This window comes from Ruegeria sp. YTSA064 (assembly GCF_059610325.1).
Genome location: NZ_JBXWNK010000006.1, coordinates 124,469 through 144,866, shown reverse-complemented (window position 1 = coordinate 144,866; position 20,398 = coordinate 124,469). Strand labels below are relative to the sequence as shown.

The following is a 20,398-nucleotide window of genomic DNA, read 5'->3' as shown; positions in this document are numbered from 1 at the left end:
CCTCCGGGACAGGGCGTGGTTCTATGGCGATTATTCGGCGACCTTGTACAGGTTCTTCGAATACCAGTTCTGCTCGACGTTGTTGACGGGCCAGTTCCCTACATCGCTGTCCATCATGTAAACGCCTGCATAGTGATAGATCGGGATTACAGGAGTTTCCTGTGCAATAATCCGCTCTACTTCGGTATAAAGCGGTGCCGGATCGTCCGAAGTTTTGGCTTCGGCCAGCAGCTCATCAACGCGTGCGTTGTTGTACTTTCCGTCGTTGTAACCGGAATCCGATTGCAGCAGATCAAGGAAGGTCGAGGCTTCGTTATAGTCGCCACACCATGCGCCGCGAGCCAGTTCGAAGTTCTGGTTACCGCGCTCTTCCAGGAACACTTTCCATTCCATGTTTGCCAGCTCTGCATTGACGCCCAGCTTCTGTTTCCACATCTGGCTGAGTGCCACGGCCACTTTCTTGTGCGCCTCTGAGGTGTTGTAAACCATCTCAAAGCTCAGCGGATTATCCGGACCATAGCCCGCTCCTGCCAGCAACTCTTTTGCAAGCTCATCGCGCTCAGCCTGGCTCATCGAAGCCATCTCCACGTCAGGAACCGTAAAGTTGGCAGTGGCGGCGGGTGCGAACGTGTAAGCCTGGGGCTGACCACCAGCCATCACCTTTTCAGTAATGATCGCGCGATCCACGGCCAGGGACAGTGCCTGACGGACGTTGGGGTCCTTGAACGCTTCGGGACCGCTGTCAGAGACGTTGAAGGTATAGTAATAGTTGCACAAACGAGGGAAGCTGATGGCTTCATCCGGATGCTCCTGCTGCAGGCGCGGGAACTGACCGGCAGGAACTTCGGTGCGATCCAACTCACCCGCAAGGTAGCGGGTCAGGGCGACATTCTCGTCATTGATGACCAATGCCACAACTTTTTCGATAATGGTGTTGTCATTGTCCCAGTACATCTCGTTGCGCTCACGCACCGAACGTTCCTGTGGCAGATGCTCAGTCAGGACATAGGCGCCGTTCGATACGATGTTTTCCGGCTTAGTCCATGCATCGCCGAATTCTTCAATCACTTTCTGCGGCGCAGGGAAGGTTGTCGAATGCGTGGTCATCTGAGGGAAATAGGGGAGGGGCGTGCTCAGTGTGACTTCTAGAGTGTGGTCGTCAATGGCTTTGACACCCAGATCATCCACTGATTTTTCACCCGCAATGATCTCAGCCGCGTTTTCAATCGACATCAATTCCATGAACCACGCGTAGGGCGATGACAGCTCAGGATCGACAGCACGTTTCCATGCAAAAACGAAGTCACCTGCGGTAACCGGATCTCCGTTTGACCATTTCGCGTTATCGCGGAGGGTAAACGTATACACATCCTTGGTGTCATTGACCGAGTATTCGGTGGCAACGCCGGGGACCAGATTACCATCTTCGTCCTGGTTCATGAGACCTTCGAACAAGTCGCGCACGATTTCGGCGCCCGACACATCTTCAACCACTTGCGGGTCGACCGAGCTGTGCTCATCCAGAATGCGATAGATAAACGTCTGATCATCCGCCAGCGCTTCGCCGGTTTCGGGGTGGGTTCCTGCGGCGATTGCTGCGCCAGTTATGATGGTCGAGGACAACAGTCCCGCCAATGAAGTACGGACAATTTTGTGCATGTGATTACTCCCATTATTATGTGGCGTCGGGCTATCCTGCTATTGCAGCGGATACCCATCTACCTGTGTGTCTCCGACAATTGCCGTGCGTTCACCTTGATCTAGATCGCGGCAGAGTCCAAATTTCAGACCATTTCCATTGGGCAGCGTCGGAAAGCCGATTGCGAAAGTTCTCTTTCACTGCTGCAAAATCTGCTGGTTTTTGGAGAAAGGTAAAGAGTTTTAAGTCGCATTGAAGGCTCAAAGATCGATTGAAACCGTAACGTAAGGGAGCATCGAAAGATTATTCTGAAACGCTTTGCTTTGGTGACATTTTCGTGAAGTCATACAAATTGCAAAGGGCGAATGGGTTTTCGTCAACACGCGCAAATGGCGAATCAGGGCAGAATTCAGGGCTTGAGCGCTGCCTTCAAACGGTCATTTGGAAAACATGTCGGCGCACGGCCTGATGCGGCTTGCCAGCGACCGATCGAACGCCGGGTTTTATATCCAGGCAGACCATCGATGCCGCCTACATCATGACCCTGTTCAACAAGCACTTGCTGCATTGTTGCGATATCCGACCGATAGAGGTTGCCGACGTCCCCCCAGCGCCCGCGAAAATCGCCAACACCGTATTGGATGCGATCGCCGACATGGCCCACAAACAAAGCATAGAGGTCACTGGTATTATAGTCTTTGAGGACATAGAAATTGGGCGTGACGATGAAAGCCGGACCGCTGCGACCTGCGGGCATCATCAGATAACCTTCGGCAGCCAGTTCGTGCGCTGGAAAAGGTTTGCCAGCAACACGGCTGACGCCCATTGCTGCCCAATCCCGGATAAGACGCCCTTGATCAGGCCCTTCTAACGCGCATGAAACGGTTTTTGGCAGATTAACCTCAAATCCCCAATCGCGATCCGCAATCCATCCGTGCTCTTCAAGATAGGCTCCAATCGACGCAATAGTATCTGCGGCTGAGCCCCAGATATCCGCCCTGCCATCGCCATCGCCATCGCGCGCATAGGTCAGAAAATTTGTAGGCATGAATTGTGGCTGACCCAATGCTCCTGCCCAACTGCTCTTTAGTTCTCTTCCTTGCGCATGACCCGCTTCGGCAATTTGCAGTGCTGCGATCAGTTCTGCGGTGAAATAATCGGCGCGCGTGCTCATGAACCCTTTCGTGCTCAGAACCTGAAATGCATCGTGTCGGATTGGTACCTGACCATATCCACTCTCGCGTCCCCAAATGGCCAGAATGATGCGTGCGGGCACACCGGTTTCAGCTTCAACGCGTGCCAGGGTTTCTGCGTGACGTCTGGCCATTTTACGGCCGACCGACGTGGCGCCCTGTACGGATCCGGCATTAAAATACCGACCCGGCGAGCCAAACTCGGCTTGACGCTGGACCTTTGGTGTTTTTTGAGGGCTGCCCGGCGGCACCAGATCCGGCAGATCCCAATTTAGATTCACCCCATCAAAAGCTTGCTGAAAAGTTTGCTTGGAAACACCCTTTGCCTTTGCTTGTGGCCAGATGGTTTGTTGCAGCCAGCTCTGAAACTGACGTTCAACAAAAACACGATCCTGCGCCAACAAAGGAGCTGCCAGAACAATCAGGAAAAGAACAGTGAAAACGAAACGCATGGAACCGATCTTGCGCGCCCGTGACGTGGTGTCAACAATCGCCTTTAGGAGCAAAATCGCAAAAGCCCTTGAGAAAATCCGTGACTCTGCCAATAGTTGCCGGGAACCCCCGCCGCAAGAGGATCATCAGGCGTGACCTTTTCCCGGATGTCTTCGATCGCAGTGCCCGCTCTGGTAACGCTAGTTGCGCTGTTGCTGACAGTGCAGGCCGCTGGGGCAAGTGATAGTTTCATGGACCCTCAGGGGCCAATCGCCGAAATCCAAAAAAAGCACCTTCTGCGAGCGACCGCTCTGATCCTGATTGCGGTGATCCCGGTTTTGGTCTTGGTGCCGCTGGTCGCTTATAGGTATCGCCGACGTAAAGGTGGAAACGCATATTACAAACCGCACTGGGATTTCTCGGCAAAGCTTGAGGTATTGATGTGGGGTGTACCGGTGCTGATTGTGGCGATCCTGTCATTCTACCTTTGGAAAACCACATACCGTCTTGATCCCTATGCAGCCCCGTTCGGGGAGGAGCCTGCCTTGCGGGTGCAGGTGGTAGGCCTCGATTGGAAATGGCTGTTCATCTACCCCGATCTTGGAATCGCCACAGTCGGAGAGTTTGGCATCCCGATCAAAAAGCAGGTCGCGATTACGCTGACGACCGACACAGTGATGCAATCGTTTATGATCCCTGCATTGGCTGGGCAAATCTACGCCATGCCTGGCATGACAACGCAACTGCATGTGGTGGCCGACTCGCCCAATACGATGCAGGGTGAGAACACGCAGTATAATGGTCGCGGGTTCACCAAGCAGAAATTTCTAACGCAGGCTATGCAACCCGTGGATTTCGCGGCTTGGGTCGCCAGCGTCCGGGCGCATGGTATTCCGTTGACAGAAGACACGTATCAGACACTGGCCATGCGCACGGATCGGGACGAAGTTCAGGCGGCGTTAGGAACCGAACTCATGCCGCTGAACGCGCTTTATTTTACACTGGAAGAAGGTGATTTGTTCCGCTTGATCCTGCATCGTTATCACAGCGGGGAGCCTCTTGCCCTTGGCCCGCAACCCGGCACCACTGCGTACGGGTCGGAGGCAAAACAATGACTTCAGTCGAGACTGGCATTTTGGGTCGCCTGAGTTGGGATGCGTTGCCGATCACCGGGCTCATCCGGGCGCCCGGTGCCAATGAAATCATCGCCAACGCTGCGGCCGGTATAGTGATAGTGGGCGCTTTGACGGTGCTGTTCCTGCTAACGTGGTTTCGCCTTTGGAGCCCTCTCTGGCGGGATTGGTTGACCAGCGCTGATCACAAGAAAATCGGCATCATGTATATCGTCTTTGCCATCGTCATGCTGGCAAGGGGCGTGTTGGAAGGTGTTGTGATGCGGGCCCAACAGGCGGCAGGTCCGGGCGATGGATTTCTGAAGCCCGAACATTTCGCCGAGCTATTCAGCACCCACGGCACCATCATGATCTTCTTCGTTGCCGTCCCCTTTGTCTTTGGAGTGGCAAACTATCTGGTTCCGTTGATGATCGGCGCGCGGGACGTTGCATTTCCGGTTATGAACCAAATCAGCCTTGGCCTGACGGTATCGTCCGGCATGATGTTGATGGTCTCGCTGGTGGTTGGCGAGTTTTCGACCGGAGGTTGGACCGCATATCCGCCTTACACAGGCGCCGCGTTCAATCCCGGCGTCGGGCCGGATTATTGGATTTGGGCCATTGTTGTCTCGGGCGTAGGCACCACTCTCACTGGTATCAATTTTGCCGTCACAATTTACAAGCTGCGTGCACCTGGGATGAAATTCATGCGGTTGCCGATGTATTGCTGGACGATCATCTGTAGCTCAATCCTGATCGTCTTTGCCATGCCGCCCCTAGGCGTGGCGGCGCTGTTGCTGGCCGCTGATCGGTATCTGGATTTCCATTTCTTCACCAATGATCTTGGTGGAAACATGATGAACTATGCCAACCTGTTTTGGCTGTTCGGTCACCCAGAGGTCTATCTGCTGGTCCTGCCTGCTTATGGCATCTATTCCGAAGTCTTTGCCACTTTTTCGGCCAAGCGCCTTTATGGCTATAACTCGCTGGTCATTGCCACGATGTCGATTGCAGTATTGTCTTTCACAGTATGGCTGCATCATTTCTTCACCATGGGCCAAAGCGCGCTGATCAACGCGGTATTCGGCATTGCGACGATGCTGATCGCGATCCCAACCGGTGTGAAAGTCTATGACTGGATGGCCACGCTCTATCGCGGGCGGATACGGTTTTCCGTTCCGATGCTCTATGGTCTAGCCTTTTTGATGCTGTTCGTGATTGGTGGCCTTAGCGGGGTAATTCTGGCCAATCCGACGATTGACTATCAGGTCCACAACACGTTGTTCCTTGTGGCGCATTTCCACAACGTCCTTCTGCCCGGAGTACTGTTTGCGCTGCTCGCGGGCTATAATTACTGGTTCCCGAAAGCCTTCGGTTTTCGCCTCAACGAATTCTGGGGACGCGTCTCGGTCGTCTGCTGGACCGTGGGTTTCTTGCTGACTTTTATGCCGCTTTACTTTGTTGGTTTGATGGGAATGCCGCGCCGGTCCTACAGTTGGGAGGACCCGAGTTTTCACCCCTACATGATCATTGCCGTAATTGGTGCATTGGTCATCACCTGCGGGTTGTTCTCGATCCTCATTCAACTTTGGGTCAGTATCCGCAATCGTGAAAAAACCCGTGCTCCGATAGGTGATCCGTGGGACGGGCGTACACTGGAATGGTCGATTCCGTCTCCGCCACCGCCCTACAACTTTGCCATCATCCCGGAGGTCACCGACCGCGACAACTTTGCCGCCGCCAAAGAGCGCGCTGCAGCTTATCCCAAACCTGAAGCCTATGAATATATCGAGATGCCGCGCAATACCGGCATCGGATTCATTCTCTGCGTGCTCAGCGGTGTCTGGATGTTCGCGCTGGTTTGGTGGATTTGGTGGCTGGCGCTCCTGATGACGATTGCTATCATCCTGGCGATTATCATCTGGAGCTTTGATACCAGCACCGAAATCATCATTCCTGCCGAAGAGGTCCGCAAAGACCATGAAGCTTGGCTGGACCTTGTCCATAGCACTGCAGCAGTGGATCGCGATTATGAAATCGCCCCAGAAAATCGCGGTCTCGCACGCCCGGATATGGAGGTCGTGACATGAGGCGCGCACCCACGCAAAGCTATCCGGGCATCAACCTTGGCGAAGGCCATGCGAGCGCCCACAAAGCCACCGAGGTTGTCACTTTTGGCTTCTGGGTCTTTCTTATGAGCGATCTGGTCTATTTCGGCCTGATGTTCGCGATCTACATCACGATGATTGATGCACAGGCCGGTGGGCCCGGACCACATGAATTGTTTGATCTGAAAAGCATCTTTGCTCAAACCCTGATATTGTTGACGAGCAGTCTGACCGTAGGGCTTGCGATGCTGGCGTTGAAATACAACTTGCCGCGGGCGCGGATCGTTCTGTGGTTTGGAGTAACACTGGTACTGGGGCTTAGCTTTCTGGTTCTGGAGATCCGCGATTTTCTGAACATGGCAGCCCAGGGCGGTATCCCTCAGCGCAGCGGATTTTTGTCGGCTTTCTATGGCCTTGTGCCACTGCACGGGCTGCACGTCGCGTCGGGGTGCCTGTGGCTGATCGTCTTGGGCATTCAGCTAAGAATGTTCGGACTAACTGACTTGCTGATGTCCCGTATGGTGCGACTGGCATTGTTCTGGCACTTCCTTGATCTGATCTGGGTCGGCATCATCACAATTGTCTATTTTGGAGGGCTGACCTATGGATAGACGCGCTGACCTGCACAAGCGAGAGCGTCGCCGATATGTTATCGGATATGGTGGGTCTCTTCTGCTAACGCTGGCGGTCTTCTTAATCGCTCACCGATACGGGATTGAAACCAAAGGGGTCTATCTTAGCATCGGCCTGCTGGGCTTGGCACAGTTGGTTGTGCAGTTGGTGTACTTTCTTCATATCGACAGGCGGCGCAGCAGCCGAGAGGATCTGGACCTGATCCTATTCTCAACGCTGGTCTTATTGATTATCATCGGCGGGACGGTCTGGATTCTAGGTAATTTGGCCATTCGGATGCACCTGCAGATGATGTGATCCGCCAAGCCCTGACCCGCTTGTAGCCGCATCAGGAATGGTTCTTCGCACCACCATCATTCGTTCCATAACCGGTGACTCGATTGGTCAGGCCATCAGGACCAATCCTAACCAAAGCGCGATCCAGCACAGAACCAGACTGAGAATTATGTTACCAGCTGCGAACGCGATGGTTCTTTCACGGTTCAACTGCAGTGACTGATAAGCAAAGCTGGAAAACGTTGTGAAGCCACCGCAAAAGCCGAATACCAATCGGTTCTGTTGCTCGCTCATTTCGATTTCCCCGCCGAGATAACCAACCCACAGACCAAGCAACAGGCTGCCTGCCACATTCACGATCAGTGTAGCGTAAGGCAGATCGTGGGTCACCTGAAGCGTCAACCAGTGGCGCAGTACAGCACCTGCTCCTCCTCCCAGCGCAAACATGACGTGCAGATGCAGGTCGTTCATTCTGGATGCCTCCAAGGCAAGTACTTTCGACCCAACGCTTCACCCAAAGCCGCTGCGGCTAAGCCAATTGCGATTTCTGCCCCGAAGGCGGTGATGACGTACCAACCGGTGGTTTCGGCCAAACGCTCCAACTCGGCCACAAATGAAGAAAAAGTAGAAAGGCCTCCGCAAAACCCTACAGCACCCAAGTGCAGCACATGTGCATGAACTTTGTGGCGGATAGAATAAAGCCAGCCAAGGATGAAGCAGGCCACAATGTTAATACCGAACGTCTCTGTCAGAAATGGAGCACCGGGTATCGGCACCGTGAACAGTTCGCGTAGCAGCGAACCCGCAGCACCACCAACAAAGACGGCTGCGTACATCTGGGCACTACGCCTGAGGGCAGGTGCAGTTTGTGACACCTAGATTGATCCCGCTCTTACCTGTGTCTTATCCCGCATATAGATTGCGAATGGACCGATCAACTGCCCTTGCTAACTCAACCGTTACTAACGACAGATTAGCAAGGTCTTGCAAATTCAGTTGAATCTGGTTCACGTTTAAAAACATCTGCCGGGCTTCGAGCCCACGATCCAGCCGAGGATACACAGCTCTTTACGCCACCCAGGGAGGTCAGGGATGATTGTTCGCAGACTATATTATGTGCTCAGCTTTGTGGTCCTGCCACTTACCCTATTGCTGGGGTATTTCTGGTCCTCTGCGAATTGGCTGTTGGTCATTCTGATCCCGTACGCGATTGTAGGAATGTACGATATGCTGACGACCAAGCATAACGTATTGAACAACTATCCCGTTCTCGGCCACTTCCGCTATATGCTGGAATTTGTCAGCCCCGAAATCCGGCAGTATTTTGTGGAAACCAACGAAAGTGGTCGACCTTTCAATCGGATTATCCGCAGTCTGGTCTATTCCCGCGCCAAAGGGCAGGTGGATACGCAGGCATTCGGGACCCAGTACGACATACTGAGTGTCGGTTATCATCGTTCAAACCATTCACTTTCGCCAAAACATGTCGATGAAAGTGAGGAGCGGATTATGCTTGGCGGGCCTCAGTGCGACAAACCCTATAACGCTTCGCGCCTGAATGTTTCAGCGATGAGCTTTGGTGCACTCAGCGCAAATGCGATCCGGGCACTGAACGGTGGCGCTAAGGATGGCGGGTTTGCACATAATACCGGCGAAGGAGGGCTATCCCCGCACCATCTGGCTGAGGGTGGTGACATCATCTGGCAAATCGGAACAGGGTATTTTGGATGTCGCACCGCCGATGGGGGTTTCGACAAGGACAAATTCGCCGAAAAAGCCAAATTGGATGTGGTGAAGGCAATCGAGATTAAGCTTTCACAAGGGGCAAAACCGTCTCATGGAGGGGTATTGCCGGCCGCAAAGGTGGACGAGGAAATCGCGGAAATCCGAGGCGTTCCTGTGCATCAGGATGTAATTTCACCCCCTATACACTCGGCGTTCGATGGGCCGACAGGGTTGATGCAGTTTGTTCAGCATCTGCGGGAAATGTCTGGCGGTAAGCCGATTGGCTTCAAACTGTGCATCGGCCAACCTTCGGAATTCATGGCGATCTGTAAAGCCATGTTGGAAACCGGCATACTGCCCGATTTTATTACCGTTGATGGTGCCGAAGGAGGGACCGGCGCGGCGCCGGTTGAATTTACCAACCGTCTGGGGATGCCCCTGAACGAAGGGTTGATCTTTGTAAACAATTGCCTGCGTGGGATTGGAGTGCGCGACAAGGTGCACGTGATTTGCTCGGGCAAGGTTGCGACGGGTTTCGACATGGTCGAGAAAATGGCCTTGGGTGCTGATATGTGCAACGCGGCGCGGGCGATGATGTTTGCCGTTGGGTGCATTCAAGCACTGCATTGCAATACCAATCGGTGCCCTTCGGGCGTGGCGACGCAGGATCCGATCCGGGGCCGAGCGGTAAACGTGCCGCAGAAACGTCAGCGTGTGCACCGGTTCCATGACGCGACATTGGAAAGCTTCCGCGAGATCTTGGGTGCTATGGGCAAAGCCAAGGTTTCTGAATTGCGACCCAGCGATATCCTCCGTCGCATGGCAGATGAGGGAGAACGATCTTACGCTGAGCTTTACAGCTTTCTGGAAGAAGACGCATTGCTGGGCAAAACCGTGCCGCAGGAATATGCTGCGGACTGGCAGGCAGCTTCGGCCAGCCAGTTCTGACAACCCCTAGCTTGGGCTTGATCGTGGGTTGTTCTGCACGTGAGTATTAATTTTGCGGATACTCCATTCAACCGCATCCCGCATGGTCCGGCCCAAGGCCACATCAAATGCTTCGACTAGATCAGGGGTCTGATCAGTCGTGGCCATTACGTTTTCCCTGAACGAGCTGGAGGCGATAATCTTGTCCTCGTACTCATCGATGATTTTGATGTTGATGCGCACTTCCACGCGCACCGTTTTTGAGTCTCCGGTTTCGCTGACGACTATGCCCTGAAACTCGCGCAAATCGGGTGCAATCACATAATCAGCCCGCAGGCCAACCGTCGATCGCCCCACGGCCGCAACCTTGCCGGAGTTTTCATAGCTTTCAACCATCAGCGCCTGAACGATCAATGGCGCGCGATCCACCCAACGGGCCCGAGGCAGGTATTGAACTTGCAGCAAAGTTGGCTGAACGGCGATCTGATCGGTGTTTACCGCTGCCGTCGCTGTGGGTTCCTCAACAACGATCTGTTTCTGTATGCGCGGCAGCGAAGACGAGAACGTGCTCTTTGGGGTTAGCAAATAGAGATCGTTGGGCTTTGAGGCTTGCCGCAGCGTTCCTAGGCCAGTGCAACCCGTCATTGCGGCCAATATCAGAGACAGTGTTAAGGGCCGTATCATTGACGAAACTCCGATGCTTGGGTGCCTAACAAAAAGCGGGCGGGGTCGCGTTCGACCTTGTCGACCAGTCGGTCGAGACTAATCACCAGACGCTGCGATTCCTCGATGAAGCGGATAAACTGAGGCAAGCCAACGCGCAAGAAATCCGAGACCTGACGGCGGTTATCCTGAACGACGCCATCGATGGTACCCAACAGATCTGACGCCGATTTAGAAGCGCTCAGGACGTCGTCTGATATTTCGTCGATTTTTTCGGTGATGTTCGAGACGGTTTCCGCGACTTGATTGGCTGCCTTACTTACATCGGCTGCGACCGGAGATATATCCTCGTCCATCACGCGATTGGCCGAGTCGAATGCTCGCTCGGCCGAGTCTAGCGCCCCTTTGGCCGAGTTCATCGTGGATGTAACCGATTCAAGGGTCGTGTTTGCGTTCAGAACAGTTTCACTTATCACGCTAAGTGTCAGGCTGCCCTCATCTGACAGTCGTGTCAGCCTTTCGGCAAGGATTGAACCCCGCTCGACAAAGGGTCGAATCTCCTCCTGAATTACGTTTTCAGCGCTTGCAATGGCGGTGTTTGCAGTCTCAAGAGTTGTTTTGGCAGTTTCTGACGTCTCTTTGATGCTCTTGAGCGTATCGGTTCCTGTACTCAACGTTGTTTCGGCCGTGTTCGCCAACGTATCCAATCTCTTGGTGAATTCGCCAACATCTTTAGCGGCACCGCCCAGATCCGACGAAAGCGACTGGAAATCCGTCAGTGTTTTATCCAGTTTGCCCGACGCTTCTGCCAGATTGTTCAGTATATCAGACACCGCCTTGCGATTGTTCTCATCTACAACGGAATTGAGGTTCTCCAGCAGGGTGACCGCCTTTTCCAGAACCTCTGGTGCGCCTTCGAGTAAGGACTGGATTGAGCTGCGCTTGCTTGTGATGACACTATTCTGGGGCAATTTCTGTGCGGTTGGTGATCCACCGGACAACTCAACATATGCCACGCCGGTGACGCCCAGAGACTGCAATTGCGCGATGGTTTCCTTGGTGACGGGGATGCCTGCATCAATCTCAAGCCGAACCCTTACTTTCGAGGGGTCATCTTTGTCCAGATCCAGGGAAATTACCTGTCCCACCGGCAAGCCGTTATAATTCACGCCACCGGCGGCAGACAGGCCCGAGACATTGTCGAACAACACATCATAGTAAGCGTATTGACGGGTTACTTCGAATTTGGCGAGCCATAGGAAGAACCCGAAGGCACCAAGAATGCCCGCCAAGGTGAACGCACCAATCAGGATATAATTCGCTCGGGTCTCCATCGCCTCTACCTGTCCTGCCCCTTCTGTTGTGCCGCACGGGCGCGGGGGCCTGTGAAATATTCCTGAACCCAAGGATGATCGACCTTGGTCATCCCTTCTATCGGACCTTCAACCAGCACACGCTTTTCCGCAAGTACAGCGATGCGGTCACAAATGGCGTATAAACTGTCCAGATCATGCGTCACCATGAACACAGTCAGACCAAGCGCGTGCTGTAGTTCACCAATCAAATCATCATAAGCGGCAGCCCCGATCGGGTCCAACCCAGCAGTTGGTTCGTCCAGAAACACGATTTCGGGATCCAATGACAGGGCGCGGGCCAACGCGGCGCGTTTGCGCATACCCCCGGACAGTTCCGAGGGGAACTTGCTGCAACTTAGCTGAGGTAGTCCGACCAGACTGATCTTAAGCCCCCCAAGCGCGGCCATCAGTTTTTCACTTATGCCGGTATGTTCACGCAGAGGCGCCATCACGTTTTGCAGCACGGTCAGCGAGGAAAACAGCGCTCCGTCCTGAAAGGCGACACCCCAGCTTTTTTCGATGCGCTGACGCTCTTCTTCGGGGCCGTTCAGGACATCAACGCCCAGAACTTCGATGCTGCCCGACTTAGGCTTGTTCAACCCAACGATCGTGCGCAATAGCACCGACTTACCGGTGCCCGAGCCGCCGACCACACCCAGAACTTCACCACGCCAGACATCCAGATCAAGATTGTCATGGACCACTTGTTCTCCAAATTGATTGGTCAGATGGCGCACACGAATAACGGCTTCGCGTTTCGTATCGGATTGGGTTTTGTTTTGCAGCGCGGCCCCATCCATCTCATATCCCCATTTCTGAGAAAAAGATCGAGAACAGCGCGTCTATCGCAATTACCATGAAGATCGATTGCACGACCGAGGCTGTCGTCCGCTGACCAACACTTTCCGATGAACCTTTGACCTGCATGGCTTGCCAGCAAGCAATAACTCCGATCACCAACGCGAAGAAAGGAGCTTTGATCATTCCAACGGCAAGTTGTGCCACCCCAGTATTTTCCTTCAACCGGGTCAGGAACATGCCAGGGCTCACTCCAAGGTCGATCCAACTCATCAAAGCGCCACCGATTAAACCTGCCATGTCGGCCACAAAGCCCAGGATTGGCAGCATGATAAGCAAGGCTACGACACGCGGGATGACGAGAACTTCGATCGGGTCAAGCCCGAGTGTCCGCATCGCATCAATTTCTTCCTGCACCTTCATGGAGCCGATTGAGGCGGTAAAGGCCGATCCAGAACGGCCTGCGACTATAATCGCGGTTAGCAGGATACCCAGCTCTCGCAGGATAGAGATTGAGATCAGCTCCACTACAAAGATCTCGGCCCCAAACTGTTTTAACTGAGTCGCACCCTGGAACGCTAAGACAACCCCAATCAAAAAGCCCATCAAGGAAACGATCGGCAGAGCTTTGAAGCCGACCTGCTCCATCTGCGAGAACAAAGCAGCACGCCGCAACCGCCAGGGCATGATCAAAGTTCGAACCAAGCGATGCAGGGTAAGGCCCAGGAAACCGACGATCGACAACGTGTCCTGCCAGGCACCAAAAGTCCTTTGACCGACCCGGGCAACCCAGTTCACAAAACCCTGCGGCGGCAGCTCCTCTCCGGCCGCATCGGGTAAGTTGTGCGATACCGTCTCGATCAACGAAGAATGCGCTGGGGCCACTCCTTCAAGCCGAACCTGGGCCCCATTGGAACTCATCCGTCGTACGAGGTTGGCAACAAGCCATGCCCCTCCGGTATCCAAAGACTCGACTTGTGACATGTCTATCGTAGCATCTTGCCCGTTGGGCATAAGAGTCGCAAAATCCCCTTCAACACGATCCAACGATTGCGTGCGCAAGTCCCCCGATATCCGTATGCAAACGCCGGTTGCGCTCGTCTCAGAATTTATCGTCGGCCGTGTCATAGCCGTATGTGATGGCAAACACTTGGGACCTGCAATGGATTTGTTCAAACAAGCTAAGATTTTACCCTCACGCATGGCGAGTGTGCGACAGTGAAATTCGGGGCGAAGATTGCTAAAGAAACAGTGCAATTGGTCGAAACCCGTCATTTGAATACCAAGATTCTGCTGGCCAAACCTCAAAGGATATTGATAGGCGCGCGGGAGCAAAACAGGTTAATATTCAGATAATTATGGACAAATATCCTTCTTGAGGTATCGTGTGCTGGAATTTCAAGTTGTGGTTGAGTTTGTCGAACGTGCGGCTTGGTCGGCAAATAGATTAGCTTGCAGGGCGCATTTCTGCCTCGCCACCGACGCTTGCACCACATGCCTATTGCGCACGAACTGAGAGGTGGATGATGGTCGATTGGTTGGTGAATATTCTACAGAATTATCCTGAGTTGGCGGTATTTTTGTCGATCGGTATCGGTTTCTTAGTCGGCCCGTGGAAGGTGATGGGATTCAGCCTGGGCACAGTCACCGCAACTTTGCTGGCGGCTGTAGTGATTGGGCAAGCCCAGATTGACATCGACTCGGCCGTTAAATCGACATTCTTCATTATGTTTATATTTGCCGTGGGCTACGGTGTCGGACCGCAGTTCATTCGCGGTTTGAAGGCAGACGGCGCGCGCGAGGTGCTCTTTGCGCTCAGCGTGCTCGCGCTTTGCCTTGTTATTCCGATCATCGCAGCCAAGGTGGCGGGGCTGGAGCTTGGCTATGCAGCAGGGCTTTATGCCGGATCGCAGACGATTTCGGCGGCGATTGGAGTTGCCACTGACCAGATCGGTCAGCTGGGCCTGTCTGCGGAACAGGCCAAGACCTATGCTAACCAGATTCCGATCGCCTATGCGGTGACCTACATCTACGGCACTATCGGGTCGGCCATCATTCTGGCCAAGATCGGCCCGCGCCTGATCGGCGTCGATCTGGTCGCGGCCTGCAAGGAGTATGAGGCCAAGCTGGGTGGCACGACATCGGTGGAAACCGGTGATGGCATCGTCTCAGCTTATCGCGCGATCGAGGCGCGGGCCTTCGAGATCCCAGAAGGTAGCGATCTGCTGGGGCAACCGGTCAAAAACCTGATGCCCGGTATCCGCATCTATGCCGAACGCCTTAGACGCGACGGGAAGATCATTGAGGTAGACGATAACACCGTATTGCAGGTCGGAGATATCGTGATGTTCTCAGGCCGCCGCGCTGATCTGGTGGGGTTGCTTGAGACCAACCTCACAGAAGCTGATGCGCCTGATCTACTGAGTATTCCATCGGAAAAGCTGGATGTGCTGATCACCAGCAAAGAGGTGCATAACAAGACGCTTGAAGAACTAAGCAAATTGTCGATCGCGCGGGGCATTTATGTCTCGAAACTGATGCGCAACATGCAGGATTTGCCGCTGCTGCCAGGCACCGTTGTGCATCGAGGTGACATCGTCACAATTCAGGGCAGCAAGCGGCACGTTGAGGCCGCAATTGCCCAGATCGGCTATGCAGACCGCCCGGTAGATACCACGGATCTGGCCTTTGTGGGTTGGGGCATATTCATCGGTGGGATCATCGGAACTCTGTCAGTCATAATGGGTGGTTTTCCGATCAGCCTTTCCACCACCGGAGGCGCGCTACTGGCCGGGCTGGTGCTGGGCTGGCTGCGCACTGTCCATCCGACATTTGGCCGAATACCTGGCCCGGCGCTCTGGTTGATGAACACGCTGGGTCTGAACGTCTTTATCGCGGTGATCGGGATCACCGCAGGGCCGGGATTTGTCGCGGGGCTGCAACAGGCTGGTATTGCGCTGTTGCTGTGGGGGATCGTCGCAACTTCGCTGCCGATGATTTTTGCGGTCTATGTCGGACATTACGTGTTCAAGTTTCACCCTGCGATCTTGTTCGGCGCCTGTGCCGGCGCTCGGACCACCACAGCTGCATTGGGTATGATCCAAGAAGCCGCGCAAAGTCGCATCCCGGCGCTGGGTTACGGAATGCCGTATGCGATAGGGAACACATTGCTGACCATCTTCGGTATGGTCGTCGTTTTGATCTTAAGCTGATTTGAAGAGGTTCACGGTATGGATAGAGTAACGCTGCACGACTACGAAGCACTCAGCCCGTTTCAGATCAAAGATGAGCTGATCAAACTGGCATCGGCTGAGGCGCACAAGGCCAACAGCGCCTTTCTGAATGCAGGACGAGGCAATCCCAACTGGGTCGCCACCCGCCCACGCGAAGCGTTCTTTGCCCTTGGTCAATTTGCAATAACTGAATCCAAACGCGTGATGGACCATCCTGCTGGTTTAGGCGGAATGCCTGCGCAGAAAGGCTGCCATGAACGGCTGCAGAGTTGGGCGTCTGATCATTCTGAAACACCGGGTGTCGACACGCTGCTTGAGGTCGTGGCGCATGCCATTTCCGCATTTGATTTCGATGCGAATGAATTTGTGCATGAGCTGACGGATTCGATCATCGGTGACAACTATCCGGTCCCCGACCGCATTCTGAAACACAATGCCGCCATCGCCCATGAGTACCTGATGTGGTCCATGTGCCGGGGTCACCGGCCTGACGCTCAGTTCGATCTGTTCGCAGTCGAAGGCGGTACGGCGGCGATGTGCTACATCTTCAAGTCTCTGAAAGCCAATCGGCTGCTGAACCCCGGCGATACCATTGCGCTATGCACACCGATATTCACCCCCTATCTGGAAATGCCAGAGCTGGAGGACTACAGCCTTGAATCTGTCCATGTGGAGACCGACGAGGAAGACGGGTTCCAACTGACTGACCACGCTGTGGGAAAGTTGAAAGATCCCAAAGTAAAGGCGTTCTTTCTGGTCAATCCCGGCAATCCGTCTTCAGTTGCGCTCAGCACCGCTTCGTTGCGCAAGTTGGCGGATTTAGTGGAAAATCAACGTCCTGACTTGATCGTGCTGACAGATGATGTCTACGGCACCTTTGTGCATGATTTTACCTCGGTCATGGGCCATCTGCCGCGCAATACGATCGGAGTATATTCCTATTCGAAGTATTTTGGCTGCACCGGCTGGCGGCTTGGAGTGATTGCCGTAGCGCAAGACAATATCTTCGATCTGAAACTGGCGGATCATCCGGACGAGATCAAACAGGCCTTGGACAAGCGCTATGGCACACTCAGCCTGACGCCACGGGATATCCGCTTTATTGACCGGTTAGTGGCCGATAGTCGCGATGTCGCTCTAAACCACACAGCGGGTCTATCACTGCCGCAGCAGGTTATGATGACTCTGTTTTCGCTGTGCGAATTGGTCGATAGCAAGAAAATCTATCAGACCGCCTGCATGGAACTGGTTCATCGCCGTTTTAAACTCCTGACCGAAGCGATGGGGATCGAGGTGCAGGCAGGTGAGCACTACGACGCATATTACGGCATCATCGATTTTGAATACTGGCTGCGAAAATATGTCGGCGAAGATGTCGTGGCTTGGATTAAACAGAATGTTCACCCGTTGGATATCGCGTTCAAGTTGGCCGAAGACTATGGCATCGTTTTGCTAAACGGCAGCGGATTTGATGCACCCGGATGGTCGGCCCGCGTGTCCTTCGCAAACCTGCCGGATGAAGCCTATTCGCAGATCGGAATAGCTGTTCGATCGGTTGCGCGGGGCTACGTGCAGGCCTACCGCGCCGCGAACAATTTGCCGCTGCATGGCTAGATCAAATTCCCTACACCTGTGCCTGAACTGGTGTTACCCATAGGCGCAGGGGAGGATGAATTTGGAGATATCTGAACAACGCATTAAGGCGATGACAACGGCTGGCCTGAACCTGATCGGGCAAGCGCTGTCGATCTATGACAGTCAGTTGCGCCTTGTAGTCAGCAATTTGAGATTTCAGGAAATGTTCGGATTGCCGGATGAGCTTGTCGAACCAGGTGCATTGTTCCACGACACCATTCACTTTCTCGCCAGCCGTGGCGAGTACGGCCCGGACGGTGATGTCGCCGAAATGGTTGAGACCCGCGTTGCTCAGGCGTTGGCGTTCGAGCCACACTACATGGAGCGTACTCGACCCAATGGCCAAGTGATCTCGGTCGAAGGTGCGCCCTTGCCGAATGGTGGTTGGGTGGCTGTTTACACAGACATTACGCGCACAAAGCGGGTGGAAGATTTGCTGCGAGCCCGCTCAGAAGAACTGTCCGGCCAACTTTTAGGACACGCCGAAGAGCTTTCGGCAACAAACCGGAAACTGGCTGCAACGATTACGGCGCTTGAAGAGGCTAAGCGCCAGTTGACCGAGATCGAGGCGCGCACGCGGATGACAACCGAGATGATGCCGGCTCATATCGCGCATCTGGATACTGATGGACGATACGATTACTCAAACCGCCGCCTCAGTTCGGTTATGCCCGGCCGCCCGTCTGACATTCTGGGCCTTCACATATCAAAGGCCTTGGGGCAATCGGCCTATGATCGGGTAAAACCGCATCTGGAACAGGCGTATGGCGGCCAACCATCGGTTTTTGAGTTTACCGAGGATCAGGATTCGCGCCGCATTCGCGTGTCCTTCACGCCAGACGAAGCTGGTGGCGTTTATGTCATGTCGGTGGATATTACCGAAGAGACACAAGCTCGTGTCGCCCTTCAGCAAACACGACGCAGAGCGATGGCGGCGCAAATGACAAGTGGGCTCGCGCACGATTTTTCGAATTTATTGACCATAATACTTGGCATGCAGGCGCGTCTGGAGAAGATGGATTTGCCTAAAGAAGCAGACCAACTGATCGCCGCCACGCAGCAGACCGCACGGCGAGGCGGGCAATTGTTGAACCGCATCGCAGACATGACTGGCAATCGCACACCACAACCACAGGCGACGGATATGCGCGGGCTACTCGAGGATTTGCGCATTCTGGCCACACCTTCCTTACCGCGTGGAATGGGACTGTCGGTCGTAAATACTCTGCCCAACAAGCCGTTGATGCTTGATCCAGGTATGGTGCAGGATGCTCTGCTAAATCTCGTGCTGAATGCCCGAGACGCCTGTGGTACGTCCGGTCAAATTACCATCAGTGTGCATGCGATCGGAACCATTTGGATCGAGATTACGGTCTCGGACACGGGGTCAGGCTTTACTCCGGAGGCGCTGGAGCAAGCATTAAATCCGTTCTTTACCACCAAAGGCAGCGATGGATCGGGGCTGGGGCTTCCGATGGTTTATGACACCGTAAAGCTCGCCGGGGGCGATCTGAATTTACGGAACACTCCTTCTGGTGCATCGGTCGTAATTCGCCTGCCTTTCCGACCAGCGCCGCCCACTCAGGCGGGTCTTGTACTTTTGGTTGAGGACAACGATGAATTGCGCAGCCAATTTCGGGAAATTCTGATTGGATTGGGCTGTCCCGTCATCGAAGCGAGCTCGGTTGAAGAAGCACTTACTTTGACGTCCGATATTGAAGATATCACGCTGGTGCTATCAGACATCCGGCTTGAGGGTGAAGGCACCGGTATCGATATCGTCGACCATCTGAGTGGTGCTTTGCCTTGCATCTTGATGACATCCCTACCGATTTCCGATCCGTTGCATCATCAAGCGCTGAAACGCGCGCCTGTCCTGAGCAAACCTTTCACACCAGAGCAGCTCTCCGCTCTGATCCGTACCGGGGCCGCGTAGATGACACAACCATTGGTGACCATTCTTGATGATGAACCCGAAATACGTCACATTTTGACAGGCGCTCTCGAAGATGCGGGTTTTCGAACCCAAAGCTTTGCGCGCGCGCGCGAATTCGAAGCGTCGTTGAAGCGGGTCACGCCAGATGTCTGCCTTGTAGATTTGTCGCTCCCTGATACTGATGGACTGGCACTGGTACATCGCCTTGCGCTCGAGCAGGGGGCCGCTGTCATTATCATCTCGGGCCGGGCACAGGTGCAGGATCGAGTGACAGGGCTCGAACTTGGGGCGGACGACTACATAACCAAACCTTTCGACCCCGCAGAGGTCATCGCGCGTGTTCGCGCCCGCTTACGGTCTACTGGTCCTGCCGTGCAAAACTCAGATGCCGCCGAATTCAACGGATGGACCGCGCATTTTGACCGATATGTTCTGATTGATGAAAATGGTGCGGAAACACCATTCAGCCACGCCGAAGGTGAGGTTCTGCGCCTCTTCCTCGAAAGTCCCAAACGCCTTATCAGTCGGGCCCGTATGCAAGAGATTTTAGGTGGTGGCGCTGGTGACAGCTTTGAAAGAGCGATGGATGTACGTATCTCACGGTTGCGGACAAAATTGGGAGAGGACCCCAAAAATCCGCGCCTGATCAAAACTATCTACGGGGCAGGGTACATCTTTCTAGGCGACGTTGCCTGGCGATGAGCATCCCTTTTAAACAATTGTCAATTTACCG

General features: G+C 54.1%; 17 protein-coding genes. 9 read left to right on the top strand and 8 right to left on the bottom strand.

The window, feature by feature from the left end; all coding sequences use genetic code 11:
• Window positions 1–30 precede the first annotated feature (30 nt).
• Window positions 31–1,659, bottom strand: coding sequence for a peptide ABC transporter substrate-binding protein (locus tag AC2FI7_RS10820; RefSeq protein WP_010441492.1), 1,629 nt, complete (start codon window positions 1,657–1,659; stop codon window positions 31–33).
• Between the two features lie 389 nt (window positions 1,660–2,048).
• Window positions 2,049–3,284 carry a lytic murein transglycosylase gene (locus AC2FI7_RS10815; protein ID WP_496816142.1) on the bottom strand — a complete coding sequence of 412 codons (1,236 nt, stop codon included), beginning with the start codon at window positions 3,282–3,284 and terminating at the stop codon, window positions 2,049–2,051.
• A 147-nt stretch (window positions 3,285–3,431) separates the two neighbouring features.
• Here AC2FI7_RS10815 and AC2FI7_RS10810 point away from each other — a divergent pair, with 147 nt between their 5' ends.
• The 4 genes from AC2FI7_RS10810 to AC2FI7_RS10795 are packed head-to-tail and all read left to right on the top strand — an operon-like array spanning window position 3,432 to window position 7,414.
• Window positions 3,432–4,379 carry a cytochrome ubiquinol oxidase subunit II family protein gene (locus AC2FI7_RS10810; protein ID WP_496833380.1) on the top strand — a complete coding sequence of 316 codons (948 nt, stop codon included), beginning with the start codon at window positions 3,432–3,434 and terminating at the stop codon, window positions 4,377–4,379.
• On the top strand, window positions 4,376–6,466 hold the full coding sequence (locus tag AC2FI7_RS10805; protein WP_496816140.1) for a cbb3-type cytochrome c oxidase subunit I: 2,091 nt from the start codon (window positions 4,376–4,378) through the stop codon (window positions 6,464–6,466). Before AC2FI7_RS10810 ends, AC2FI7_RS10805 begins: the two co-directional genes overlap by 4 nt.
• Window positions 6,463–7,095, top strand: coding sequence for a cytochrome c oxidase subunit 3 (locus tag AC2FI7_RS10800; protein ID WP_010441483.1), 633 nt, complete (start codon window positions 6,463–6,465; stop codon window positions 7,093–7,095). The genes AC2FI7_RS10805 and AC2FI7_RS10800 overlap by 4 nt, the downstream gene beginning before the upstream one ends.
• Entirely contained in the window at window positions 7,088–7,414 is a 327-nt protein-coding gene (locus tag AC2FI7_RS10795; RefSeq protein ID WP_010441481.1) for a cytochrome o ubiquinol oxidase subunit IV, read from the top strand. The genes AC2FI7_RS10800 and AC2FI7_RS10795 overlap by 8 nt, the downstream gene beginning before the upstream one ends.
• 87 nt (window positions 7,415–7,501) lie before the next feature.
• Here the strand turns inward: AC2FI7_RS10795 and crcB are convergent, their stop codons facing one another.
• Window positions 7,502–7,864 (bottom strand): fluoride efflux transporter CrcB, encoded by a 363-nt coding sequence (gene crcB / locus AC2FI7_RS10790; protein ID WP_010441479.1) that lies wholly within the window; start codon window positions 7,862–7,864, stop codon window positions 7,502–7,504.
• Window positions 7,861–8,229: a fluoride efflux transporter FluC gene (locus AC2FI7_RS10785; RefSeq protein WP_010441477.1), complete on the bottom strand. Its 369-nt coding sequence runs from the start codon at window positions 8,227–8,229 to the stop codon at window positions 7,861–7,863. The genes crcB and AC2FI7_RS10785 overlap by 4 nt, the downstream gene beginning before the upstream one ends.
• Before the next feature lie 256 nt (window positions 8,230–8,485).
• On the opposite strand from AC2FI7_RS10785, the gene AC2FI7_RS10780 reads away from it, so the two are divergent.
• On the top strand, window positions 8,486–10,066 hold the full coding sequence (locus AC2FI7_RS10780) for an FMN-binding glutamate synthase family protein (protein WP_496816139.1): 1,581 nt from the start codon (window positions 8,486–8,488) through the stop codon (window positions 10,064–10,066).
• Between the two features lie 6 nt (window positions 10,067–10,072).
• Here AC2FI7_RS10780 and AC2FI7_RS10775 read toward each other — a convergent pair whose 3' ends face one another.
• Genes AC2FI7_RS10775 through AC2FI7_RS10760 form a run of 4 tightly spaced genes read right to left on the bottom strand, consistent with a single transcriptional unit; the run spans window position 10,073 to window position 13,989 of the window.
• On the bottom strand, window positions 10,073–10,729 hold the full coding sequence (locus AC2FI7_RS10775; protein ID WP_010441473.1) for an ABC-type transport auxiliary lipoprotein family protein: 657 nt from the start codon (window positions 10,727–10,729) through the stop codon (window positions 10,073–10,075).
• Window positions 10,726–12,042 (bottom strand): MlaD family protein, encoded by a 1,317-nt coding sequence (locus AC2FI7_RS10770; protein WP_010441472.1) that lies wholly within the window; start codon window positions 12,040–12,042, stop codon window positions 10,726–10,728. Before AC2FI7_RS10770 ends, AC2FI7_RS10775 begins: the two co-directional genes overlap by 4 nt.
• A gap of 5 nt (window positions 12,043–12,047) precedes the next feature.
• A complete protein-coding gene (locus tag AC2FI7_RS10765) occupies window positions 12,048–12,863 on the bottom strand; it encodes an ABC transporter ATP-binding protein (protein ID WP_010441468.1) in 816 nt (271 codons plus the stop codon).
• Window position 12,864: 1 nt separating this feature from the next.
• Window positions 12,865–13,989 (bottom strand): ABC transporter permease, encoded by a 1,125-nt coding sequence (locus AC2FI7_RS10760; RefSeq protein WP_029621934.1) that lies wholly within the window; start codon window positions 13,987–13,989, stop codon window positions 12,865–12,867.
• A 398-nt stretch (window positions 13,990–14,387) separates the two neighbouring features.
• Here AC2FI7_RS10760 and aspT point away from each other — a divergent pair, with 398 nt between their 5' ends.
• The 4 genes from aspT to AC2FI7_RS10740 all read left to right on the top strand — a co-directional run bounded on the left by aspT (window position 14,388) and on the right by AC2FI7_RS10740 (window position 20,367).
• Window positions 14,388–16,073 (top strand): aspartate-alanine antiporter, encoded by a 1,686-nt coding sequence (aspT, locus tag AC2FI7_RS10755; RefSeq protein WP_029621933.1) that lies wholly within the window; start codon window positions 14,388–14,390, stop codon window positions 16,071–16,073.
• A gap of 18 nt (window positions 16,074–16,091) precedes the next feature.
• Window positions 16,092–17,708 carry a bifunctional aspartate transaminase/aspartate 4-decarboxylase gene (locus AC2FI7_RS10750; protein ID WP_496816138.1) on the top strand — a complete coding sequence of 539 codons (1,617 nt, stop codon included), beginning with the start codon at window positions 16,092–16,094 and terminating at the stop codon, window positions 17,706–17,708.
• 91 nt (window positions 17,709–17,799) lie between these two features.
• Window positions 17,800–19,665, top strand: a complete 1,866-nt coding sequence (locus tag AC2FI7_RS10745) for a PAS-domain containing protein (protein WP_496833378.1) — start codon at window positions 17,800–17,802, stop codon at window positions 19,663–19,665.
• Window positions 19,666–20,367: a response regulator transcription factor gene (locus AC2FI7_RS10740; RefSeq protein WP_010441461.1), complete on the top strand. Its 702-nt coding sequence runs from the start codon at window positions 19,666–19,668 to the stop codon at window positions 20,365–20,367. It abuts the gene before it with no gap.
• Window positions 20,368–20,398: the final 31 nt, after the last annotated feature.